The organism is uncultured Ruminococcus sp., assembly GCF_946415235.1.
Taxonomy (GTDB): Bacteria; Bacillota; Clostridia; order Oscillospirales; family Ruminococcaceae; genus Ruminococcus.
The window spans coordinates 1-19351 of the sequence record NZ_CAMKRR010000052.1 but is presented as its reverse complement, the minus strand read 5'-3'; the positions used below and the strand labels follow the sequence as shown (position 1 = coordinate 19351).

General features: G+C 48.6%; 19 protein-coding genes and 1 pseudogene. 12 read left to right on the top strand and 8 right to left on the bottom strand.

Going from position 1 to position 19351, the window contains the following annotated elements; translation table 11 throughout:
* The 5 genes from Q0R37_RS10065 to Q0R37_RS10045 form a co-directional block, all read left to right on the top strand.
* The coding region (locus tag Q0R37_RS10065; protein ID WP_294754020.1) for a YbaB/EbfC family nucleoid-associated protein at nt 1-124 on the top strand (124 nt) is incomplete at its 5' end.
* A 6-nt stretch (nt 125-130) separates the two neighbouring features.
* Nucleotides 131-733, top strand: coding sequence for a recombination mediator RecR (gene recR, locus Q0R37_RS10060; protein ID WP_294754018.1), 603 nt, complete (start codon nt 131-133; stop codon nt 731-733).
* Nucleotides 734-809: 76 nt separating this feature from the next.
* On the top strand, nt 810-1520 hold the full coding sequence (locus Q0R37_RS10055; RefSeq protein WP_294754016.1) for an AzlC family ABC transporter permease: 711 nt from the start codon (nt 810-812) through the stop codon (nt 1518-1520).
* The gene (locus Q0R37_RS10050; protein ID WP_294754014.1) at nt 1517-1816 is read left to right on the top strand and encodes an AzlD domain-containing protein; all 300 of its coding nucleotides are present in this window, start codon (nt 1517-1519) and stop codon (nt 1814-1816) included. The genes Q0R37_RS10055 and Q0R37_RS10050 overlap by 4 nt, the downstream gene beginning before the upstream one ends.
* Before the next feature lie 13 nt (nt 1817-1829).
* Nucleotides 1830-2315: a hypothetical protein gene (locus tag Q0R37_RS10045; protein WP_294754011.1), complete on the top strand. Its 486-nt coding sequence runs from the start codon at nt 1830-1832 to the stop codon at nt 2313-2315.
* 57 nt (nt 2316-2372) lie between these two features.
* On the opposite strand, the gene Q0R37_RS10040 is transcribed toward Q0R37_RS10045, so the two are convergent.
* Both Q0R37_RS10040 and Q0R37_RS10035 read right to left on the bottom strand, forming a co-directional pair.
* The gene (locus Q0R37_RS10040) at nt 2373-3263 is read right to left on the bottom strand and encodes a YitT family protein (protein ID WP_294754009.1); all 891 of its coding nucleotides are present in this window, start codon (nt 3261-3263) and stop codon (nt 2373-2375) included.
* A 70-nt stretch (nt 3264-3333) separates the two neighbouring features.
* Nucleotides 3334-3540, bottom strand: a complete 207-nt coding sequence (locus Q0R37_RS10035) for a hypothetical protein (protein ID WP_294754006.1) — start codon at nt 3538-3540, stop codon at nt 3334-3336.
* Nucleotides 3541-3781: 241 nt separating this feature from the next.
* On the opposite strand from Q0R37_RS10035, the gene Q0R37_RS10030 reads away from it, so the two are divergent.
* A complete protein-coding gene (locus tag Q0R37_RS10030) occupies nt 3782-4756 on the top strand; it encodes a helix-turn-helix transcriptional regulator (RefSeq protein ID WP_294754004.1) in 975 nt (324 codons plus the stop codon).
* Between the two features lie 86 nt (nt 4757-4842).
* Here Q0R37_RS10030 and Q0R37_RS10025 read toward each other — a convergent pair whose 3' ends face one another.
* Together Q0R37_RS10025 and Q0R37_RS10020 are read right to left on the bottom strand one after the other, a co-directional pair.
* The gene (locus Q0R37_RS10025; protein WP_294754001.1) at nt 4843-5553 is read right to left on the bottom strand and encodes a zinc ribbon domain-containing protein; all 711 of its coding nucleotides are present in this window, start codon (nt 5551-5553) and stop codon (nt 4843-4845) included.
* A 203-nt stretch (nt 5554-5756) separates the two neighbouring features.
* A complete protein-coding gene (locus Q0R37_RS10020) occupies nt 5757-6986 on the bottom strand; it encodes a hypothetical protein (protein ID WP_294753998.1) in 1230 nt (409 codons plus the stop codon).
* Between the two features lie 476 nt (nt 6987-7462).
* Here Q0R37_RS10020 and Q0R37_RS10015 point away from each other — a divergent pair, with 476 nt between their 5' ends.
* From Q0R37_RS10015 to Q0R37_RS09990, 6 genes are all read left to right on the top strand, one after another.
* On the top strand, nt 7463-9871 hold the full coding sequence (locus tag Q0R37_RS10015; RefSeq protein ID WP_294753996.1) for a glycogen/starch/alpha-glucan phosphorylase: 2409 nt from the start codon (nt 7463-7465) through the stop codon (nt 9869-9871).
* Between the two features lie 39 nt (nt 9872-9910).
* On the top strand, nt 9911-11797 hold the full coding sequence (locus tag Q0R37_RS10010) for a glycoside hydrolase family 13 protein (protein ID WP_294753993.1): 1887 nt from the start codon (nt 9911-9913) through the stop codon (nt 11795-11797).
* 155 nt (nt 11798-11952) lie between these two features.
* Nucleotides 11953-13239 carry an MFS transporter gene (locus tag Q0R37_RS10005; RefSeq protein WP_294753990.1) on the top strand — a complete coding sequence of 429 codons (1287 nt, stop codon included), beginning with the start codon at nt 11953-11955 and terminating at the stop codon, nt 13237-13239.
* A 202-nt stretch (nt 13240-13441) separates the two neighbouring features.
* Nucleotides 13442-14779: an aspartate kinase gene (locus tag Q0R37_RS10000; RefSeq protein ID WP_294753988.1), complete on the top strand. Its 1338-nt coding sequence runs from the start codon at nt 13442-13444 to the stop codon at nt 14777-14779.
* Nucleotides 14780-14976: 197 nt separating this feature from the next.
* Complete coding sequence (locus Q0R37_RS09995; protein WP_294753985.1) at nt 14977-15954, top strand: glycosyltransferase family 2 protein; 978 nt, start codon at nt 14977-14979, stop codon at nt 15952-15954.
* A 26-nt stretch (nt 15955-15980) separates the two neighbouring features.
* Nucleotides 15981-16163 (top strand): hypothetical protein, encoded by a 183-nt coding sequence (locus Q0R37_RS09990; RefSeq protein ID WP_294753984.1) that lies wholly within the window; start codon nt 15981-15983, stop codon nt 16161-16163.
* A 47-nt stretch (nt 16164-16210) separates the two neighbouring features.
* Here the strand turns inward: Q0R37_RS09990 and Q0R37_RS09985 are convergent, their stop codons facing one another.
* The 4 genes and pseudogenes from Q0R37_RS09985 to Q0R37_RS09970 all read right to left on the bottom strand — a co-directional run.
* A complete protein-coding gene (locus tag Q0R37_RS09985; RefSeq protein WP_294753981.1) occupies nt 16211-16864 on the bottom strand; it encodes a YoaK family protein in 654 nt (217 codons plus the stop codon).
* A gap of 64 nt (nt 16865-16928) precedes the next feature.
* Complete coding sequence (locus Q0R37_RS09980) at nt 16929-18335, bottom strand: glycine--tRNA ligase (protein WP_294753979.1); 1407 nt, start codon at nt 18333-18335, stop codon at nt 16929-16931.
* 86 nt (nt 18336-18421) lie between these two features.
* On the bottom strand, nt 18422-18895 hold the full coding sequence (locus Q0R37_RS09975) for a DUF2726 domain-containing protein (protein WP_294753976.1): 474 nt from the start codon (nt 18893-18895) through the stop codon (nt 18422-18424).
* 94 nt (nt 18896-18989) lie between these two features.
* A pseudogene (locus Q0R37_RS09970) lies at nt 18990-19351 on the bottom strand (phenylacetate--CoA ligase family protein); the annotation flags it as partial.

Sequence of the window (19351 nt, the reverse complement as noted above, 5' to 3'; positions counted from 1 at the left end):
CATCGAGATGCTCCAGGATCTCATCATCAGCGCTGTAAATGAGGCTGTTAACAACGTCGAGTCCACCACTGAGGACGAGATGAGCAAGATCACAGGCGGAGTTTCTCTCCCCGGCCTTTTCTGATAGCCAATGGCTGACCACAACGCACTGCCGCTGGTGATACTGGCGGAGAAGTTCGCTTCTCTTCCGGGTATCGGCATGAAATCGGCGCAGAGACTTGCTTACCATGTCATGTCCATGGATACGGAGGCTGTTGAGGACTTCGCAAAGGCTCTCATCGACGCAAAGAAAAACGTACACTGCTGCAAATGCTGCCAGAACCTGACGGAACGGGATATCTGCCCTATATGCGACGATCCCGAGCGCGACAGGAGCGTTATATGCGTTGTCGAGAACCCAAAGGACGTCACTGCCTTTGAACGTACAAGAGAGTACGGCGGCGTATACCATGTGCTTCACGGACTTCTCTCGCCTATGGACGGCATAACTCCCGACAAGCTCCGCGTAAAGGAGCTCCTTGCAAGGATAGCCGAGGGCGGCGTGAATGAGGTCATAATGGCGACCAATCCCACCGTAGAGGGCGATGCTACCGCAATGTACATAGCGGGGCTCCTCAAGCCAATGGGAATAAAGGTCACACGCCTTGCATTCGGTCTCCCTGTGGGCGGTATCCTTGAATACGCCGACGAGGTGACGCTGTTCAAGGCGCTCGAAAACAGGAATGATATGTAAAAACGGGCATTAAGCCCGTTTTTTCGTAAAGTATTATATCGCTCCCAAAGCGGAGCGTTACATCGGAGGAATATATTTGAAAAGCAGATTTTTACGGGGAATGTCCCACGGTATCCCTATATTTTTAGGATATCTCTCGGTCTCTTTCGGATTTGGCATCCTTGCGGTAAACAAGGCGGGACTTTCCGTATTTCAGGCTTCGGTAATATCCGCTTCAAACCTTACTTCCGCAGGACAGAAGGCAGGTCTTGACGTTATCGCTGCGGGCGGAGCTATCATAGAAATGATACTCTTGCAGCTGACTATAAATATCCGCTACTCACTTATGGCGCTGTCACTTTCACAGAAGCTGGACAAGAGCTTCACGACTCCCCACAGGCTTTTCGCCTCATTCGGCATAACCGACGAGATATTTGCGGTGTGCTCGGCTCAGAAAGAGCCCATTACCCCTGCGTATATGTACGGTATGATATTCATTGCCGCTGTAGGCTGGGTGACGGGTACGGCTCTCGGAGCGGCGGCAGGCGAGCTTCTCCCCCCGTCGGTGAGCGCGGCTATGGAGATAGTCCTGTACGGAATGTTCATAGCCATAGTCATACCTCCTGCGAAAAAGCAGCACGGAGTGCTCTTTGCGGCAGTTATCGCCGCAGCTCTCAGTGTCATTTTCAGATACGCCCTGCCTGTGGTCAGTGAGGGCTTTGCCATAATTATTTCCGCTATAGCGGCTTCCGTGCTCGCAGCACTTATATTCCCCGTAAAGGACGAAGAGGAGGGAGCTGCCTCATGAGCTTAGCCGTATATATTGCAGTCATGGCAGGCGTGACCTACCTCATAAGGATGATACCCTTTACCTTCTTCCGAAGGAAGATAAAGTCCCGCTTTTTCAGGAGCTTTCTGTATTATATCCCCTATGCGGTGCTGTCCGCAATGACTATCCCCGCTATTTTCTATACCACCCATAATATGTGGACTGCTGCGGCAGGCACGGCAGTCGCCCTGCTGCTGGCATTCTTTGAGATGCCGCTGATAGTTGTGGCGCTTGCGGCTTCGGGCGCGGCATTCCTTCTCAGTCTTTTTATTTGAAAGGAGCGATACTATGCTGAAAAAGATACTCAGCAGCGAGGCCTGCGCGAAATGCAGGCTGTGCTGTATCTTCGACCGCTACGATGTATGGGAAACTCCCGTATTTACCGCGGAGCTCTGCGAAAAAATAAAAGCCGCCCGTCCCGATGTGCAGTTCGTTTCCAAGGACGGCGGCTATATATTCAGAGTGGGCGAGCTCAGGGGCGACGAGCTCTTCTCATGCCCCGCCCTCACCGAAAAGGGCTGTATGCTGGGCGACGAAAAGCCTTTCGACTGCCGCATATGGCCTTACCGAATAATGGAAGTCGGCGGCAGACGCGCCATAACCTTTGCTTCCATATGTGACGAGCTCTATCACCGCCCCCTCTCACAGCTTATAGGACTGCTGAAGGAGGGGCTTGCAGACGTCATATTCGCCTATGCGGACCAGCACCCCGAGATAGTAAAGCCCTACTACGAGGGATATCCCGTGCTTATGTTCGAGAGGAAGCCGCTGTAAAAGGCTTTTCGGCTTACACATGAAGCAAGCCGAGAGTGCAGAAACTCTCAGCTTTTTTCAGGTCTTGTCCTGATTTACGGAAAAGATATCAGCTACTTCTGTAAGGGTTATATAGGCGAGAGGGTCTATTTTCTGCACTATGTCCTTCATTTTCATGACTTGGAAGCGGTTCACCACGAAATAGAGGACGGTACGCTCCTCTCCCGAATATCCGCCCATTGCCTTTATGAGCGTCATTCCGCAGCCGAACTGCGCCATAAGCTCTTTTTTTATATCGTCGGGACGGGCAGTTATTATCATAGCTGCCTTTTCACGCTGGAGTCCGTCTACTATGTAGTCCACGGTCTTAAGAGCCGCTCCGTATGTAACGATGGAGTAAAGGGGCAGTATCCAGCTGTGTATGACAGCTCCGCATATGATATAAAGTATGACGTTGTAGACCATGACGAATGAGCCCACGGACAGTCCGAGGCGCTTTGCAAATATTACCGCCATGACCTCTATTCCGTCCATAGCTCCGCCGAAGCGTATGGCGAGACCGCTGCCGATACCCGATATTACGCCGCCGAACAGAGCGCAGAGCAGAAGATCCGTACCCGCAAGGGGCGAGGCTATGCTGACATCTATGGGCAGAACGTCCGTAATGAGCCACGACATGACGGAATATACGGCTACGGTGTATATAGCCGACAGAGTAAAGCTGCTGCCCTGCTTTTTCAGTCCGTACAGAAAAAGCGGTATATTGAGCAGTATCAGGAACACCGACAGAGAAAGCGCATGGGGCGTGACCTGAGCCAGCAGCATGGAGGTTCCCGAGATACCGCTGTCATACAGCTTTACAGGCATGAGGAAAACAGTTATGCCGAAAGCGTTCACTATTCCTGCCAGTGTCAGCATAAGAAAGCGGAAAGGGCTTATCTCCCTCGCAGCCTGAAGTATTTTCTTCATTTATGCTCTCCTTTCTGCGGTTTTTTACAAAAAAGGAGCACTTTCGCTCTGAAAATGCCCCTTTGCATCATCACTTCTTGAACTTATCGACGATGTCCTCGACCTTGTCCTTGACCTTTTCGATGTTCTCCTTGGTAGCCACCTTGCTGACCATGTCCTTTGCCTTTTCGATATTTTCTTTAGTCGCTACTTTGGAAACTGTCTTTTCGATCTTCTCATCGGGGAGGTCGATGCCTGTTTTTTTCTCAACTAATTCTACTGCTTTTTTGATCTCCATAGGGGATACCTTCTTTCGATAAAATTTATATATTTATTGTAGCATACTTTTTTTATAAATGCAATATTCTGATATGATTTTTTTGGCTGCAACTGCGAATTGTCCGAAAAACAGCCGTTTGCAACCGGCGATTGACAAATTGTAAAGCGTGGTTGCTTGTATGTAACTGCCTGAAATGTTAGAATAAGGCTAAGGAAGACGGAAGCGCTTCCGCAGAAAAATCTCAACGGAGGATATAAATATGATACTTGCAGACAAGATAATCGAACTCAGAAAAAAGGCAGGTATGTCTCAGGAAGAGCTTGCCGAGAAGCTCGGTGTGAGCCGCCAGTCAATATCAAAATGGGAGGGCGCCCAGTCAACTCCCGACCTCAACCGTATATTGCAGCTTGCCGAGATATTCAATGTGAGCACGGATACTTTACTTAAAGACAGTATCGAGCTCACGGAAGCTCCTGCCGCAGCCGCCGAAGCTGCCGTAGAGACCGAGCCCCCTCTCCGCAAGGTATCAATGGAAGAAGCAAATACATTCCTTGAAGTGAACGAAAAGCGTTCATTACGCACTCCCATAGGAGTTGCTCTGTGCATATGCTGCGCTCTGCCTGTGATACTTCTTGATATTTCCGAGCCCTTTATAGGCGCAGAAGGTATTATCGGCGTACCGCTCATGTTTATAATGATAGCCATTGCAGTGGGCCTGTTCATCACCTCGGGCAAGCAGATAAAGCGTTACGAATACCTCGAAAAGGAGGGTATCGACACCGAATACGGCGTTTCGGGCATGGTAAACGAGAAAAAGGCAAAATTCGAGCCAACGCATACCCTTTTTCTTATCATCGGCGTTATCCTTTTCATAATCTCATTCATACCCGTGATAGTTTTAGCCGAGGTATTTCCCGACAGCAGTTTCTGCGAAGCGCTCTCGCTGGTTATAATGTTCGGAGCCATCGCTGCAGGCGTGGGACTTATAGTCCATGCGTCCATAAAAATGGGGGGATACAAGCGACTTCTTGAGGAGGATGACTTCTCAAGGCAGAAAAAAGAGCGCACTAACAGGACATCTGGACCTGTTTCCGTATACTGGTGCATAATCGTTGCATTATATCTTGCTTACAGCTTTATTACCAACGACTGGGGCAGATCGTGGATAATATGGCCTGTAGCGGCAGTCCTCACACCTGTTGTCATGGCAATTGCGGACAAGGTAAGAAAATAAGAAAACAGCATCACCTCAACATGATATAGCAATATAAAAGAGCCGAAGCACTGATGTACTTCGGCTCTGTAGTATTTTACCGTTATTTACAGCTCTGCGGGGGGCTGATCGGCAGGGGGAAGTGCGGGCGGCTCGGAAGTGCCTACAGTTTTCTGTGCGTTCTTGGACTCAAGGAAGCAGGCTGCGGCAGTCGCCAGCATCATCAGTATACACAGCAATAGTCCGAATTTTGTTTTGACCTTTATGTACTTGGCATACTCGCTGGGGAAATCATAATAGCTGCGGAAGGTCATTCTGAACAGTATAAGAACGAGTGCGGAAATACCGCTTATTATAGCAGCGAGCTTTATATTCTTCTTGCGGAAGATGATAACAGCAGCTGCAGCTCCGCCTGCGAAAGCTGCAATGAGGAATACATTGGGCTTTGGATCACTTTCGGAATTGCTTGCAACGGAGTCGTCCTTCTTCTCTATGCTGAGCATAAGACGGAATCCCGAATAGCTTTCCTTTACAGACTTGTCCTGAGTACATGATACCGATATAAAGGGCAGGAAAAATGCTACAAGCGCAATAAGTACGCATACCTTTGCAATGAGCGCAAGGGGGAGTCCTGCTGTCTTTTCGACAGCGATACCTGTAAATGTGTCTGCAAGCTCCTTGACAGCAGCACCTGCATTTGCATTGTTTGCTGCCTGTGAAGCTCCCGCGGGAGCGGCAGAGTTAGTCAGAGCACCTCCGCATGACGGACAGGTCTCTGAACCGTCGGGGATCTGAGTTCCGCAATGTTTACAAAACATAATTTTTACCTCCTTAGTTTTCACAACAAATTATTTATGTCATATTTTAACACATTTTCACATTCCTGTCAATAAGAATTCACAAAAAAATCACATGGAATTATGATTTCAGTAGGGGCGGGCGTTCTCGGCCGCCCATGCCTTACACAACAAACAAGCCCCGAGGCTGTGCCTCGGGGCTGAACTGATCCTATACCTTGTAATCAGAGCTTTTTCTTCTCTTCCTCGATCATCTTGATGAGGTCGTCTACCGACATATTTGACGGAGACTTCTTCTTTTCGTTGCGCTCGCTCTTGTCGATGATATCAGAGATATCGGGCGTACTGCTCTTCTTTGGCTTTGGAGCTGCTGTCGAAGGAGCTGACTGGCTCCTGAGCGGAGTTGTCTTGGGAACATCGTTCCTTGACATTTCCGCAAGCTGGCTCTTTGAAAGGATACCCGTATTATCGGTTATGGGCTCGGAAACAGCAGGCCTCTGAGCTGTATTTGATGCTTCAGCAGCCGCTGCTGCCGCTTTTACACTGAATGAGCCTGTACGCTCTGCCTCGGCTGTCTTTCTGAGCATTTCCTCTCTCAGAGCGTCAGCTGTGGGAGCTGTAGACGAAGAACCGCCCAAATTCTTTGCGGCAAATGTGCTCTCGGCACTGCGCTGTGCCTTGAACTGCATAGTGCGCTCCTTTTCCTTCTGATAAGGAGAATCGGGATTTACCTTCTTCTGGCTGAAATTCTCGGCAATTGACATCTTCTTGCGTTCAAACTCGTTGCTGGGCTGTATCTCCTGAGATGGTTCAAAGAGAGGGTTGGCGCTCTTGTCGTGGAGATTTTTTCTGCTCTCCGAAGCAGCTCTCTCCTTTTCCTTTTCGTCGTACTCGTAGAAACCGAATTCTTCGTCGTCATCGTCCTTTGAGGAAGCGATCTTTGCTATGAAGAATATCACAAGAAGTACGCAGGGAAGCACAAGAAGGGCAAGTATTCCCTTGATGCCCGAAGCGAAGCTGATGAATGAGCCTATGCCGAGGCTCTGATTGTAGCCTGTGCATTTAGCGAGGATCTTGTCCTTGGTTATGGACTCTTCACTTCCTATCTTTGATGCGTCGGCGGTAACATATTTCTGAGTACCGTCCTCGGCGCTGACGATATCGAAGATACTGAGCACCTTGAGGGTATCGGGAGCGTCTGCGGGATAGCAGAGCACGATATCTCCCTTTGAGATAGTCTCGTCCTTTGCGTCGGCGGCAAGAAGAGCCGCGCCCTCGGTAACGCTTTCGCCCATATTGTCGGTCTCCTTGACCACATAGACGTATCTGCCGAAGAGCTTGGGAGTCTTTCCTCCCGAGAACGCAATATTGATAAAGATCGATAACACGATCAGGATTATACTAAGCGCGATAAGAACAAATTTAAGTATTGAGAAGCGTTTTTCCTTTTCCATTTTACATCACCTTTACATTTTCTTTTGTTGTCTTTTTGTTTCTACACTATATTTGCGGTCATATTTTTTTAACCACTTTTCTATTATATCACATATTTATACTAATTTCAAACTTTTTTTGAATATTTCTAAGTTTTATTTTTTAAATATATACAAATGACCGCTCCGCCTGTTTTTTCGTACTATATGTGCATATCATATATGGTGCGGACTTCGGTTTGCACAAATTGCACAATCAAATATCCTCGTGTATCCGCATATACAACTTTCTGCTCCTGCGTTATCCGCAATATATAAATTTCGTTGACAAATATTTGTTGAAATATGCACTTGAAATAAATCTTTTTTCATAGTATAATTGAAGTGTATACTGCTCGTAGAGTGATTTTCCGCGGTTTTCCGAAAGCAGGTAGTAAAAATCGAAACAATTATACAAGCAGTAATAACGCCGTTCTGCGGCAGAATGGAGATAATTTATGGCTACTAAAAAAGCAAATCCTCTAATGGACAAGATCAAGGAAGAGTTTCCGAGAAAGCTCCAGCTTTTGTACAGCGTTTCTCCCGAGGAAGCTTCAGACAAACAGGTTTACCATGTTCTCTCCTCGATAATCGTTGAGATACTTGGGGCAAAGAGGCAGAGTTTCATAAACCATACCAGCTCCGTAGGCGGCAAGCAGATCTATTACCTTTCTATGGAGTTCCTTATGGGCCGCTCCCTCAAAACCAGCATATACAACCTTGAACTGGCGGACGGCATAAAGGAAATGCTCAAGCCATATGATATAAACCTCGATAAGATATACGAAATGGAGCCCGATGCAGGACTCGGAAACGGCGGTCTCGGCAGACTTGCCGCCTGTTATCTTGACGGTCTCGCAACTATGGCTTTCCCTGCGATGGGATATTCCATATGCTACGAGTACGGAATCTTCCAACAGAAGCTGGAGGACGGCTGGCAGACAGAGCTCCCCGACAACTGGCTCCCCGGCGGCTCGGTATGGCTGGTCCCGAAGCCCGAGCTTTCAATAGACGTTCACTTTGAGGGCGACCTCAACGAATACTGGGACGACCAGTACCACTATATTTCCCATGTGAACTACAACACAGTCGTTGCTACTCCCTACGACCTCTATGTTTCGGGCTACGGCTCGGAGGGCGTTTCCGTTCTCCGTCTGTGGTCGGCAAAAGCCCCCAACTTCAACATGGAGATGTTCAACAGCGGAAACTATGAGGCTGCTCTTGCTCAGAACTCTGTGGCAAACGCAATATCAAAGGTACTATATCCGAATGATAACCACCTTGAAGGAAAGAGCCTCCGTCTCCGTCAGCAGTACTTCCTCTGCGCGGCTTCCATAGGCGATATCGTAAGCTCGCATATGGCTGTATACGGCACTCTTGAAAACCTTGCCGACAAGGTCGCCATACACATAAACGATACTCATCCTACCCTTGCTATCCCCGAGCTCATGAGGATACTCCTTGACGACTGCGGCTACAGCTGGGAAAAATCATGGGATATCGTCACAAGGACATTCGCTTACACAAACCATACGGTTATGGCGGAAGCTCTCGAAAAATGGGACGTTAACCTTGTAAAGCAGATAATCCCGAGAATTTTCTCCATAATCATAGAGATAAACAACCGCTACTGCCAGTCTCTCGCAGAATGGAACGGCGACGACTGCGCCAAGACCTCGCGTATGTCGATCGTCAAGGACAACCAGATACACATGGCAACTCTCTGCGTTGCGGCTTCACACAGCGTAAACGGCGTATCTAAGCTCCATTCGGAGATAATCAAGCAGTCTGTTTTCCATGAGGAATTCGAGCATACTCCCGAAAAGTTCAAGAACGTCACTAACGGCATAGCCTACAGAAGATGGCTGTATCAGTCAAATCCTGCCCTCACAAATCTCCTTACGGAGACTATCGGTCCGAAGTTCATCAAGGACGGAGCAGAGCTGGAGAATTTCAGAAAGTTCCAGGACGACAAAGAGGTACTTGAGAAGCTCATGGCTGTCAAGAAGGAGAACAAGGAAGCTTTTGCGAAGTACGTCAAGGCGGAGTCGGGCATCGAGCTCAACACTAACAGCATCTTCGATGTGCAGGTAAAGCGTCTTCACGAATACAAGAGACAGCACCTCAATGTCATGAATATCCTCACGGACTATGCTTATCTGCTCAACGACCCCGACGCGCCCTTCATACCAAAGACTTATATCTTCGCGGCAAAGGCTGCTCCCGGATACTATCTCGCAAAGCAGATAATCAAGATGATATGGGCTATCTCCGAGGAGATAAGGCACAACCCGAGAATAAGCGAGAAGCTTTCGGTAGTATTCCTTGAGAACTACTGCGTAACGCTTTCCGAGCACCTCATGCCCGCTTCGGACGTTTCCGAGCAGATATCACTTGCGGGAACAGAGGCTTCGGGTACGGGCAATATGAAGCTCATGCTCAACGGAGCTGTCACCCTCGGTACTCTTGACGGCGCGAATATCGAGATCAAGGAAGCCTGCGGCGACGAAAATATCGTTATCTTCGGCATGACCACACCGCAGGTCAACGAGCTCAGATACAGAGGCTATCATCCTATCGACTGCTATAACTTCGACCCGCGCATACGCGATGCTATCGACCGTATGTATCACGGAATAAACGGCTGCACCTTCAATGATGTGGCAAATTCACTGAAAAACAGCGACCCGTATATGGTGCTTGCAGACTTCGACAGCTACAGAAAGGCTCAGCATTATATAGGACAGTGCTACAGCGACAAGCTCAAATGGGCGAAAATGTCCCTCAACAATATCGCAGGCGCAGGTATTTTCTCCGCAGACCGTGCTGTTACGGAGTATGCGGAAAATATCTGGTACCTCAGATAAAACAGTACACCAAAATACCGAAAACGGAGTGTTTTTAAGATGAAACCATTATACGATACATGGGATCCGATGTACAAATCAATATTCGGCGCAGTAAGACAGTACGAGACCTGCCGCTTTACCATAAGGCTGCCGAAAAATGTGCGTCCCGACTATTCGCCTGTGCTGGTGCTCTTCCGAACAGGCTTCAAGGAGCGCTTTATCACTATGAACTCAGTTGAGGAGGAAGAGGACTGCGTTGCATACTCTGCCGAATACAATGCAAGATATACCGACGTCCATTTCTATTACTTCTCATATACCGAGGGCGGCACACGCCACTATATCAAGAGGATAAATATACACGAGGGCGGACTTGACGCAGGAGAGATGTTCCAGCTGACGGTATACAACAGCACTTACGAGACTCCTGATTTCCTCAAGGGGGGCGTTATGTACCAGATATTCCCCGACCGCTTCTGCAGCAGCGGCAAGCCCAAGGAGAATATCCCCGAGGGACGAATCCTCCGCGACGACTGGGGCGGTACTCCGCTTTACAAGCCCGATGAGAACGGTCACGTATGGAACAACGACTATTTCGGCGGCGATTTCGAGGGCATAAAGTCAAAGCTCCCTTACCTCAAGGGTCTCGGAGTTACCTGTATCTACCTCAATCCTATATTCGAGGCTCATGAGAACCACCGCTACAATACTGCGAACTATATGAAAGCAGACCCCCTTCTCGGTACGAACGAGGAGTTCGAGGAGCTCTGCAAGGCTGCCGAGGGCTACGGCATATCCATAGTTCTCGACGGAGTATTCTCACATACGGGCGCTGACAGCGTTTACTTTAACAAGTACGGACGCTATCCCGGGCTTGGTGCTTATCAGTCAAAGGAAAGCCCGTACTACGAGTGGTACAGCTTTATAGATTATCCCGATGTATACGAAGCATGGTGGGGAATAGATACCCTCCCCAATGTATTCGAGAACAACGAGGACTATACAGAGTATATATGCGGCGACGAGGGCGTTCTCCGCTACTGGCTCGACAGAGGCGCCGCAGGCTACCGTCTTGACGTTGCGGACGAGCTCCCCGACAAATTCCTCGGTAATCTGAGAAAATGCGTCAAGGATTACGACGCGGACAAGCTCATTATCGGTGAGGTATGGGAGGACGCGACAAATAAGGAGAGCTACGGCATAAAGCGCCGCTATCTCCTCGGCGACCAGCTTGACTCGGTAATGAACTACCCATTCCGCGAAGCTATCATGAACTTCATCAAGGGCGGCAAGCCCATAGATTTCATAAACACGGTCATGACAATAGTCGAGCACTATCCCAAGCCGACTATCGACGTACTTATGAACTTTGTATCCACTCACGATATCGAACGCGCTATCAACCGCCTCAGCGGCGACGACTGCGAGGGTCAGAGCAAGGAGTGGATGGCGGAGCGCTACCTCACTCCCGAGCAGTACGAGCACGGCAAGGAAATGCTCAAGGCAGCTATGGCTATACAGTTCTTTCTTCCCGGAGTTCCGAGCATATACTACGGCGACGAAGCAGGACTTCAGGGCTATAAGGACCCATTCAACCGCCGCTGCTTCCCGTGGGGAAATGAGGATACGGAGCTTATTGATTACGTTTCCGAGCTCAGCCGTGTAAGAAAGTCCATACCCTGTATGCGCGACGGAATGATTTCCTTCGTCATAAACGAGAAAGAGACCCACGACAGCCGTCTTATCGGCTTTACACGTAAGGGTCATAAACAGGAATACATATTCTTCGTGAACAGGAGCGGCGATACCGTACAGCTCGGCAACATAAGCGGCATCCTCTCCAGATATACCGATATACAGCCGTTCTACGGCGAATTCATGGACGATACCATTACGGTGAAGCCCTACGGATATACTATAATAAAGGCTAATTTTGTAAGATAACGTGTACTTTATAAAACCGAGAGAGGTGAACGCAATGAGATTATGCATTGCTGAAGCTCCATGCAAGGTCTGAGGGAACTGCATGGAGAATAAAAGCTGACTATCCCTCTGGCTTTGCATTTTTGACATGATATATCAAAAAGGAGCAAAGTCAAATGAAAAACGGAATAAAACAACTCAGATCGTATCTTTTACTATGGAGCACACAGTCGCTTTCGGCGCTTGGAAGCTCCATGACAGGCTATGCGCTGGGACTGTGGCTCTACAGCAGCACGGGCTCGGCGCTGAGAACAGCACTGCTGTCGGTATGCTCTTACGCACCTTACGTCATGATGAGCATATTTGCAGGCGCACTAAGCAACAGGTGGAACAAAAAATGCACTATGCTCGTCTGCGACCTTCTTGCGGCGTGTACCACTGCTGCGGCATTTCTGCTGATAACGGTGAATGTCCTCAGACCGTGGCATCTGTACCTCATAAATGCCCTTAACGGGCTTATGAACACAGTGCAGCAGCCTGCAAGCGAGGTAGCGGCAACTCAGCTCATACCAAAGAAGTATTACCAGCAGACAGGGGCGCTGCGCTCGTTTTCGCAGTCCATGAATACTATCCTTACCCCTGTACTGGCAACTATGCTGTTCGCATTCGGCGGTTTGCCGACGGTCATTTACGTTGACCTTATCACATTTGCGGCAGCATTCGTGTCACTGCTGCTGTTCATTCGCATACCCGAACCGAAAACAGCGGAAAAGGTCGGGGAGTCCGTTATTTCCTCGGCAAAGGAAGGTCTATCATGGCTGAAAGGAAACCCGCTGATACTAAAGCTGATATTCTTTTTGGCAGGAATAAACCTCATAGCTTCGGCAAACGGTGCAGCTGTAAGTCCTATGATACTCTCAAGGGCGGCAGGCGGCAAAGCCGTTCTCGGCAGCGTTAATTTCTGTATCGGCATCGCCACACTGGCGGGAACATTTATTGCTTCGTCCACTCCTGCGCCAAAAAACCGCATAAAAGCTATATGCCTTTCCCTGTTCTTTTCAATGAGCACGGAGAACTTCATTCTTGCATTCAGCGATTCACCTGTGATATGGTGCGGGGGTGCAGTATTGGGCTGGCTTTTCATACCCTATATGGGCGCAAATCTGGACGTCATACTCAGGAGCTCGATACCTGCTGAGATGCAGGGGCGTGTGTATGCCTGCCGCAACTCACTGCAGTTTTTCACCATACCCATAGGCGGCATTGCAGGCGGAGCCCTCATTGACAGATACTTCGAGCCGCTTATGTCGCGTCAGACAGGCGGGAGCAGCCTTATTTCCCTTTTCGGGAGCGAAAAAGGCTCGGGAGCTGCCATGTTCTTTGCATTTCTCGGATTTGCGGGAGTCGCGGTATGTGTGGTTTTCACCATTCTCCTGCGTAAGGAGCTGCGATCAGATGTATAAATAAACATTTTTACGGATATGCGGAGAAAAACTCCGCATATCTTTACTCTTTGACTGTCCGTCAGCGACGTACAAGCGTATTCACCAAAAATACAGTTGGCCGCTTGCCTAATTTTGGCTTTCTGTCAATTGATTTCAGGGACAAAAAGGCATATAATAGATATTGCTATAAAATTATCAATGCTGTGAAGGAATGATATATATGAATAATAAAGTCGTTAAATTCGGCGGAAGCTCCCTTGCAGACGCCAATCAGTTCAGAAAGGTAGCCGCTATAATAAAGAGCGACGACAAGCGCAGATACGTTGTTCCGTCAGCTCCCGGAAAGCGCTTTTCAGACGATATAAAGATAACCGATATGCTCTATAAGTGCAGCGAGCTTGCAGGAAGCGGCATGGACTTCTCAAAGGATTTTCAGGTAATCAAAGACCGCTATAACGGCATTATTTCCGAGCTTGGCATGGATATGTCCCTTGAGGAGGAGTTCGGCGCTATCGCGAAGGAGCTCAGGGACCGCCCTGCAAAGGACTTTGCAGCAAGCCGCGGCGAGTACCTCAACGGCAAAGTTCTTGCAAATTACCTCGGCTTCAACTTTGTTGACGCTGCTGACGTTATTATATTCGATATAAACGGAGTCCTTCTCCTTGACGAGACCGTAAAGGCTGTACGCGAAAGGCTCAAAGGACTTGAAAACGCTGTTATCCCGGGATTTTACGGAAGGACCACAGAGGGCTTCATAAAGACATTTTCACGCGGCGGCTCGGATGTTACTGGCTCTATCATCGCAAATGCGGTAAAGGCTGAGATATACGAGAACTGGACAGACGTTTCGGGCTTCCTTGTTGCAGACCCGAGGATAGTTGACAAGCCCGATGTTATTGATGTAATCACTTATCGTGAGCTCCGAGAGCTGGCTTACATGGGAGCTTCCGTGCTCCACGAGGACGCTATATTCCCCGTGCGCTCGGCAGATATTCCGATAAATATAAGAAATACCAATGCTCCAGAGGACGCAGGTACTATGATAGTAGGCAATGATTTCGATTTCAGCAGAGAGAGCGTTAAGCATACTATCACAGGTATCGCAGGCAAGAAGGGCTTCAGCACTATCAATATCGAAAAGGCTATGATGAACAACGAGACAGGCTTCGGTATGAAGGTATTGAAGGTACTCTGCGACAACGGACTTTCCTTCGAGCATATGCCTTCGGGTATCGACACCATGAGCATTACGGTCAGCACTGAGAAGCTCGCACCTGTACGTGATAAGGTGCTTGCAGACCTCCGCAGGGCTGTTGATCCCGACCATCTCGAAATAGAGGACGGTATCGCTCTCCTTGCAGTCGTAGGACGCAGAATGAAGAACACAAGGGGTACAGTTGCACGTATCTTTGCTTCTATGGCTCATGCCCGCATCAACGTAAAGATGATAGATCAGGGCTCCAGCGAGCTCAATGTTATCATCGGCGTAAGCGAGAACGACCTCCCCGAGGCTATCCGCAGGATATACGATATGTTCATCAACTCCGAGAAGAAGTGATAAAAAACCCGTGAACGATCTGAGCGTTCACGGGTTTTTCAGTCTGTAGGGGCGGATAATATCTGCCACTACTGCTAAAGGTTTTATTGACATATCCATTACTCTGTGATATACTTTTATTGTTGTTATTACGAAATGTGACACTTTTCGGGCGGATACTGTCCGCCCTGCATAAGATCGACAGGAAAGGAATAATCATGGACTCTCCGGAAATATTATATATGGTAGTTCCGTGCTATAATGAGCATGAGGTGCTCAGGCAGACTGCGGAACAGCTGAAAAACAAATACACCGCTCTTATCTCGGATAAGCTGATCTCCGCGGAAAGCCGCATAGTCTTTGTGAATGACGGCTCTTCCGACGAGACATGGAGCATCATAAAGGAGCTCCACGAGGCCTGTCCGAATCTCTTCTCGGGTATAGACCTTGCCCACAACAGCGGCCATCAGAACGCCGTACTCGCAGGTCTTATGACCGTTAAGGATATGTGCGATATGTGCATAACCATGGACGCAGACCTTCAGGACGATATCAATACCATTGACGAAATGGTAAAGAAGTACTACGAGGGCAATCAAGTGGTATACGGCGTGAGAAGCGCAAGAGATACCGATACCTTCTTCAAGAAGTTCACAGCTGAGGGCTTCTATAAGTTCATGAAGGTAATGGGCGTGGACGTAGTCTATAATCATGCGGATTTCCGCCTCATGAGCAAAAGAGTACTTCAGGAGCTCGCCAATTTCAGGGAAGTGAACCTGTTCCTCCGCGGAATGGTCCCACTTGTCGGCTTTCAGAACTGCAAGGTGTACTACGAGCGCCACGAAAGAGCCGCAGGCGAGAGCAAGTATCCGCTGAAAAAAATGCTTTCCTTTGCCGTAAACGGCATAACCTCTTTCAGCACAAAGCCGCTGAAGCTCATAACCACTCTAGGATTTATAATGTCTGTTGCCAGCATACTTGCCTTTATATGGGCGTTTATCGCTAAAATAGGCGGTTTTTCCGAGCACGGCTGGTCGAGTACCATGTGCTCGATATGGCTCATAGGCGGTCTGCAGCTCTTCTGTCTCGGCATCATAGGCGAGTACATAGGCAAGATATACGCAGAGGTAAAACAGCGTCCGAGGTACATAATCGCGGAGTTTCTCAGCGATACGGATAAAAAAGACGAAAAATAACTTTTTCCCATAAGGAGGGGCAGAAAATGGACTCTATAATTGATACCGCAACAGGATTTATCTCGCAATACTGGGCTGTTATCCTGTTCATTGCCGTGCTGATAATACTGATAAAGATCAAGCACAAGATAAAAAAGGCGATCTTCTTTGCAATTCTTGCAGGAGCTGCCCTGTTCGCTTCGGGCGTGACCTTTTTCAATTTTCAGTAGCAAAAACAGCGCAGGTCGACCTGCGCTGTTTTTGCTCATATTCAGCTTTATATATTTGTCTTTTTTTGTATCATCATTACGGCTGACAAAAGCAGCAGGGCGACCGATATCCATATAGTCCTTATGCCGAACATTGATGAAACGACTCCGCCGAAGCCCGCCCCCACAGCGAAAAACAGTATTATTCCGAAGAAATGCAGGGACTTGAACAATGCGTCCCTGTTTTTTTCACGCAGGTACTGAGAAAAGCTCTCCGTACCGCTTCTGAGGTTGCCGATGCACATGGTGCTTGCGTAGCCGTAGCCCCTGACAGTCCTGAAGGTCTGCACCTGCATGGCACAGGCAAAGGATACCAGCATATTTGCAGGCATATCAAGCTCTGACGGCATGAGCCCCACTGCGGCAAGGACTATCATTTCAATGATTATTATGATCTGTCTCCAGTGCATGGACCTGATATCCTTGTATCTGTTCTCTATCCTTTCGGCGATGAATATACCCAGCGCAAATGCTGCAAGAGGGCACATATAATGCAGTCCCTTGGCTGTTTCGCCCAGCATGAAGCTCTGGCTCATAAGGACAACATTGCCCGTCTGAGCGTTGGCAAAGACCTTTCCCCTTATATTATAGGTATATGCGTCCTGTAGGCCGCCCGAAAAGGACAAAAGCGCACTTAATGCGAAGCTTTCCGATGTCTGCATATATCTCTCCTTACAAATAAGCCATAGCACCTGAGGTGCTATGGCTTTTGGTTTTGTATTATTTTCAGAATACCATTTTAGCCTCGAGGTAAGCTACAAGGTCGTTGATATTTACTCTTTCCTGCTGCATTGTGTCACGGTCGCGGACAGTTACGCAGTTGTCCTTTTCGAGAGTATCGAAGTCGTATGTGATGCAGAAGGGAGTACCGATCTCGTCCTGACGGCGGTATCTCTTGCCGATAGTACCTGCCTCGTCGAAGTCCACCATGAACTTCTTGGAAAGCATATCGTATACTTCCTCAGCCTTTGGCGAGAGCTTCTTGACGAGAGGAAGCACAGCAGCCTTGAAGGGAGCAAGTGCAGGGTGGAAGTGCATAACGGTTCTTGTTTCCTTCTTCTCATTGCCGTCCTTGTCTGTGGAAACTATCTCTTCCTCGTCGTAAGCCTCTGTAACTACCGAGAGGAACAGTCTCTCTACGCCCAGTGAAGGCTCGATAACGTAGGGGATGTACTTCTCGTTGGTCTCGGGGTCGAAGTATTCAAGGGACTTTCCGCTTGTATTGATATGCTGAGTGAGGTCGTAGTCTGTTCTGTCAGCAACGCCCCAGAGCTCGCCCCAGCCGAATGGGAAGAGGTACTCGAAGTCTGTTGTTGCCTTTGAGTAGAAGCAGAGCTCCTCCTTGTCATGGTCGCGGAGACGGAGATTCTCCTCCTTGAGACCCAGTGAGAGAAGGAAGTTCTTGCAGTAGCTTCTCCAGTAATCGAACCATTCAAGGTCTGTACCGGGCTTGCAGAAGAATTCAAGCTCCATCTGCTCGAACTCACGTACACGGAAGATGAAGTTGCCGGGAGTGATCTCGTTACGGAACGATTTACCTACCTGTGCAACGCCGAAAGGTACCTTTTTACGAGTGGTTCTCTGTATATTTGCGAAGTTTACGAATATGCCCTGTGCAGTCTCGGGACGGAGATAAAGCTCGGACTTGCTGTCCTCGGTAACGCCCTGAAAGGTCTTGAACATAAGGTTGAACTGGCGGATATCAGTGAAGTTCTGCTTGCCGCAGTTAGGGCAGGTAATGCCTTTTTCCTTTATGTAGTTCATCATCTGCTCGTTTGACCAGCCTGCAACATTGGTACCGTCGAAGTCCTCGATGAGGTTGTCGGCACGGTGACGTGTCTTACACTCCTTACAGTCCATGAGAGGATCGGAGAAGCCGCCGATATGTCCCGAAGCCACCCATGTCTGCGGGTTCATGAGTATAGCGGAGTCAAGACCTACGTTGTACTTGTTCTCCTGCACGAATTTCTTCATCCACGCTCTCTTGATGTTGTTCTTGAGCTCAACGCCGAGAGGGCCGTAATCCCATGTATTTGCAAGACCGCCGTAAATTTCCGAGCCGGGGTAAACAAAGCCCTTGGATTTACAAAGGTCAACGATCTTATCCATTACTTTTTCATTGTTTTTAAGCATAATAAGCAACCTCGCTTTTAATTATTAATAGTCACATAATATTGTAACTCAAACGAGCAAAAATGTCAAGTGTTTGTCGGCTGCGGCTACATACCGAGGTATTCCTCGATAACGTCGAGATCGCCGAAGGTACGCAGAAGGGTATATCCCGTATTTTCGAGTACAGCGTTCACAAAGTCGTCCCTTTCGATGCGGTCGGGACGGGAATGGGAGGTATCGTCAAGCTCTATGAGCGCAACTATCGCCGTTTCTTCGTCTGCAAGGGCAAAGTCGATATGCTTTGCCTTTATTTTATTGAAGCATTCCATCCAGTATGGATTTTCCGCCTTCGGCTTCGGCTCGATAAGGTCTGCGAGCCTCACCTTTGTGTATATGCTCAGTCCGTACTCGTCGGCAAGGGGCTTTAGCCGCTTGTAAAACTCATACTCTCTGTCCGTAAGGATGGTCTTTGCGGTAAAAAGCTTTGTTATATCGGGTCTGTGGGTCCTCCTGTAGAGCCATACCGCAAATACCGCCATACATAGCAGAAAAAGCAGAGTCAGTATATCGTTTCCGTTCATATCACCTGTACGGGCGTATCATTATCCGAACAGGCTGCTGTAAGGGGCGCCCCGTGGAGCGCTCCCACAGCGGCTGCTGAAATACGCATATCCATCAGTCAAATCTCTCGTCGATGACACGTGCGGTCTTCTTCATGCTTCTTGGGAGAACGCCGACCTCAACTACCTTTACGATAGGTGTGAAGCCTATCCTGCTCTTTACCTTTTCGGCTATCTTTTTGCTGAGCGCAGCAAAGTCAACATCGCCTGTGGATTCAACGTAGATACGCATAGTGTCCTTGCCGTCAAGGTGAGAGATGCGTATCTGGTACTCGCTGGAGATCTCGCTGAATTCGCCGAGAACCTCCTCTATCTGGCTCGGGAATACGTTTACGCCCTTTATTTTCATCATATCGTCGGTGCGTCCCATGATAACGTCTATTCTCGGGTAGCAGCGTCCGCACTTGCACTTGCCGG

Coding starts and splice junctions, on each gene's coding strand:
- recR (WP_294754018.1), top strand. CDS start 131: ATGGCTGACCACAACGCACTGCCGCTGGTGATACTGGCGGAGAAGTTC.
- Q0R37_RS10050 (WP_294754014.1), top strand. CDS start 1,517: ATGAGCTTAGCCGTATATATTGCAGTCATGGCAGGCGTGACCTACCTC.
- Q0R37_RS10045 (WP_294754011.1), top strand. CDS start 1,830: ATGCTGAAAAAGATACTCAGCAGCGAGGCCTGCGCGAAATGCAGGCTG.
- Q0R37_RS10040 (WP_294754009.1), bottom strand. CDS start 3,263: ATGAAGAAAATACTTCAGGCTGCGAGGGAGATAAGCCCTTTCCGCTTT.
- Q0R37_RS10035 (WP_294754006.1), bottom strand. CDS start 3,540: ATGGAGATCAAAAAAGCAGTAGAATTAGTTGAGAAAAAAACAGGCATC.
- Q0R37_RS10030 (WP_294754004.1), top strand. CDS start 3,782: ATGATACTTGCAGACAAGATAATCGAACTCAGAAAAAAGGCAGGTATG.
- Q0R37_RS10025 (WP_294754001.1), bottom strand. CDS start 5,553: ATGTTTTGTAAACATTGCGGAACTCAGATCCCCGACGGTTCAGAGACC.
- Q0R37_RS10020 (WP_294753998.1), bottom strand. CDS start 6,986: ATGGAAAAGGAAAAACGCTTCTCAATACTTAAATTTGTTCTTATCGCG.
- Q0R37_RS10015 (WP_294753996.1), top strand. CDS start 7,463: ATGGCTACTAAAAAAGCAAATCCTCTAATGGACAAGATCAAGGAAGAG.
- Q0R37_RS10010 (WP_294753993.1), top strand. CDS start 9,911: ATGAAACCATTATACGATACATGGGATCCGATGTACAAATCAATATTC.
- Q0R37_RS10005 (WP_294753990.1), top strand. CDS start 11,953: ATGAAAAACGGAATAAAACAACTCAGATCGTATCTTTTACTATGGAGC.
- Q0R37_RS10000 (WP_294753988.1), top strand. CDS start 13,442: ATGAATAATAAAGTCGTTAAATTCGGCGGAAGCTCCCTTGCAGACGCC.
- Q0R37_RS09995 (WP_294753985.1), top strand. CDS start 14,977: ATGGACTCTCCGGAAATATTATATATGGTAGTTCCGTGCTATAATGAG.
- Q0R37_RS09990 (WP_294753984.1), top strand. CDS start 15,981: ATGGACTCTATAATTGATACCGCAACAGGATTTATCTCGCAATACTGG.
- Q0R37_RS09985 (WP_294753981.1), bottom strand. CDS start 16,864: ATGCAGACATCGGAAAGCTTCGCATTAAGTGCGCTTTTGTCCTTTTCG.
- Q0R37_RS09980 (WP_294753979.1), bottom strand. CDS start 18,335: ATGCTTAAAAACAATGAAAAAGTAATGGATAAGATCGTTGACCTTTGT.
- Q0R37_RS09975 (WP_294753976.1), bottom strand. CDS start 18,895: ATGAACGGAAACGATATACTGACTCTGCTTTTTCTGCTATGTATGGCG.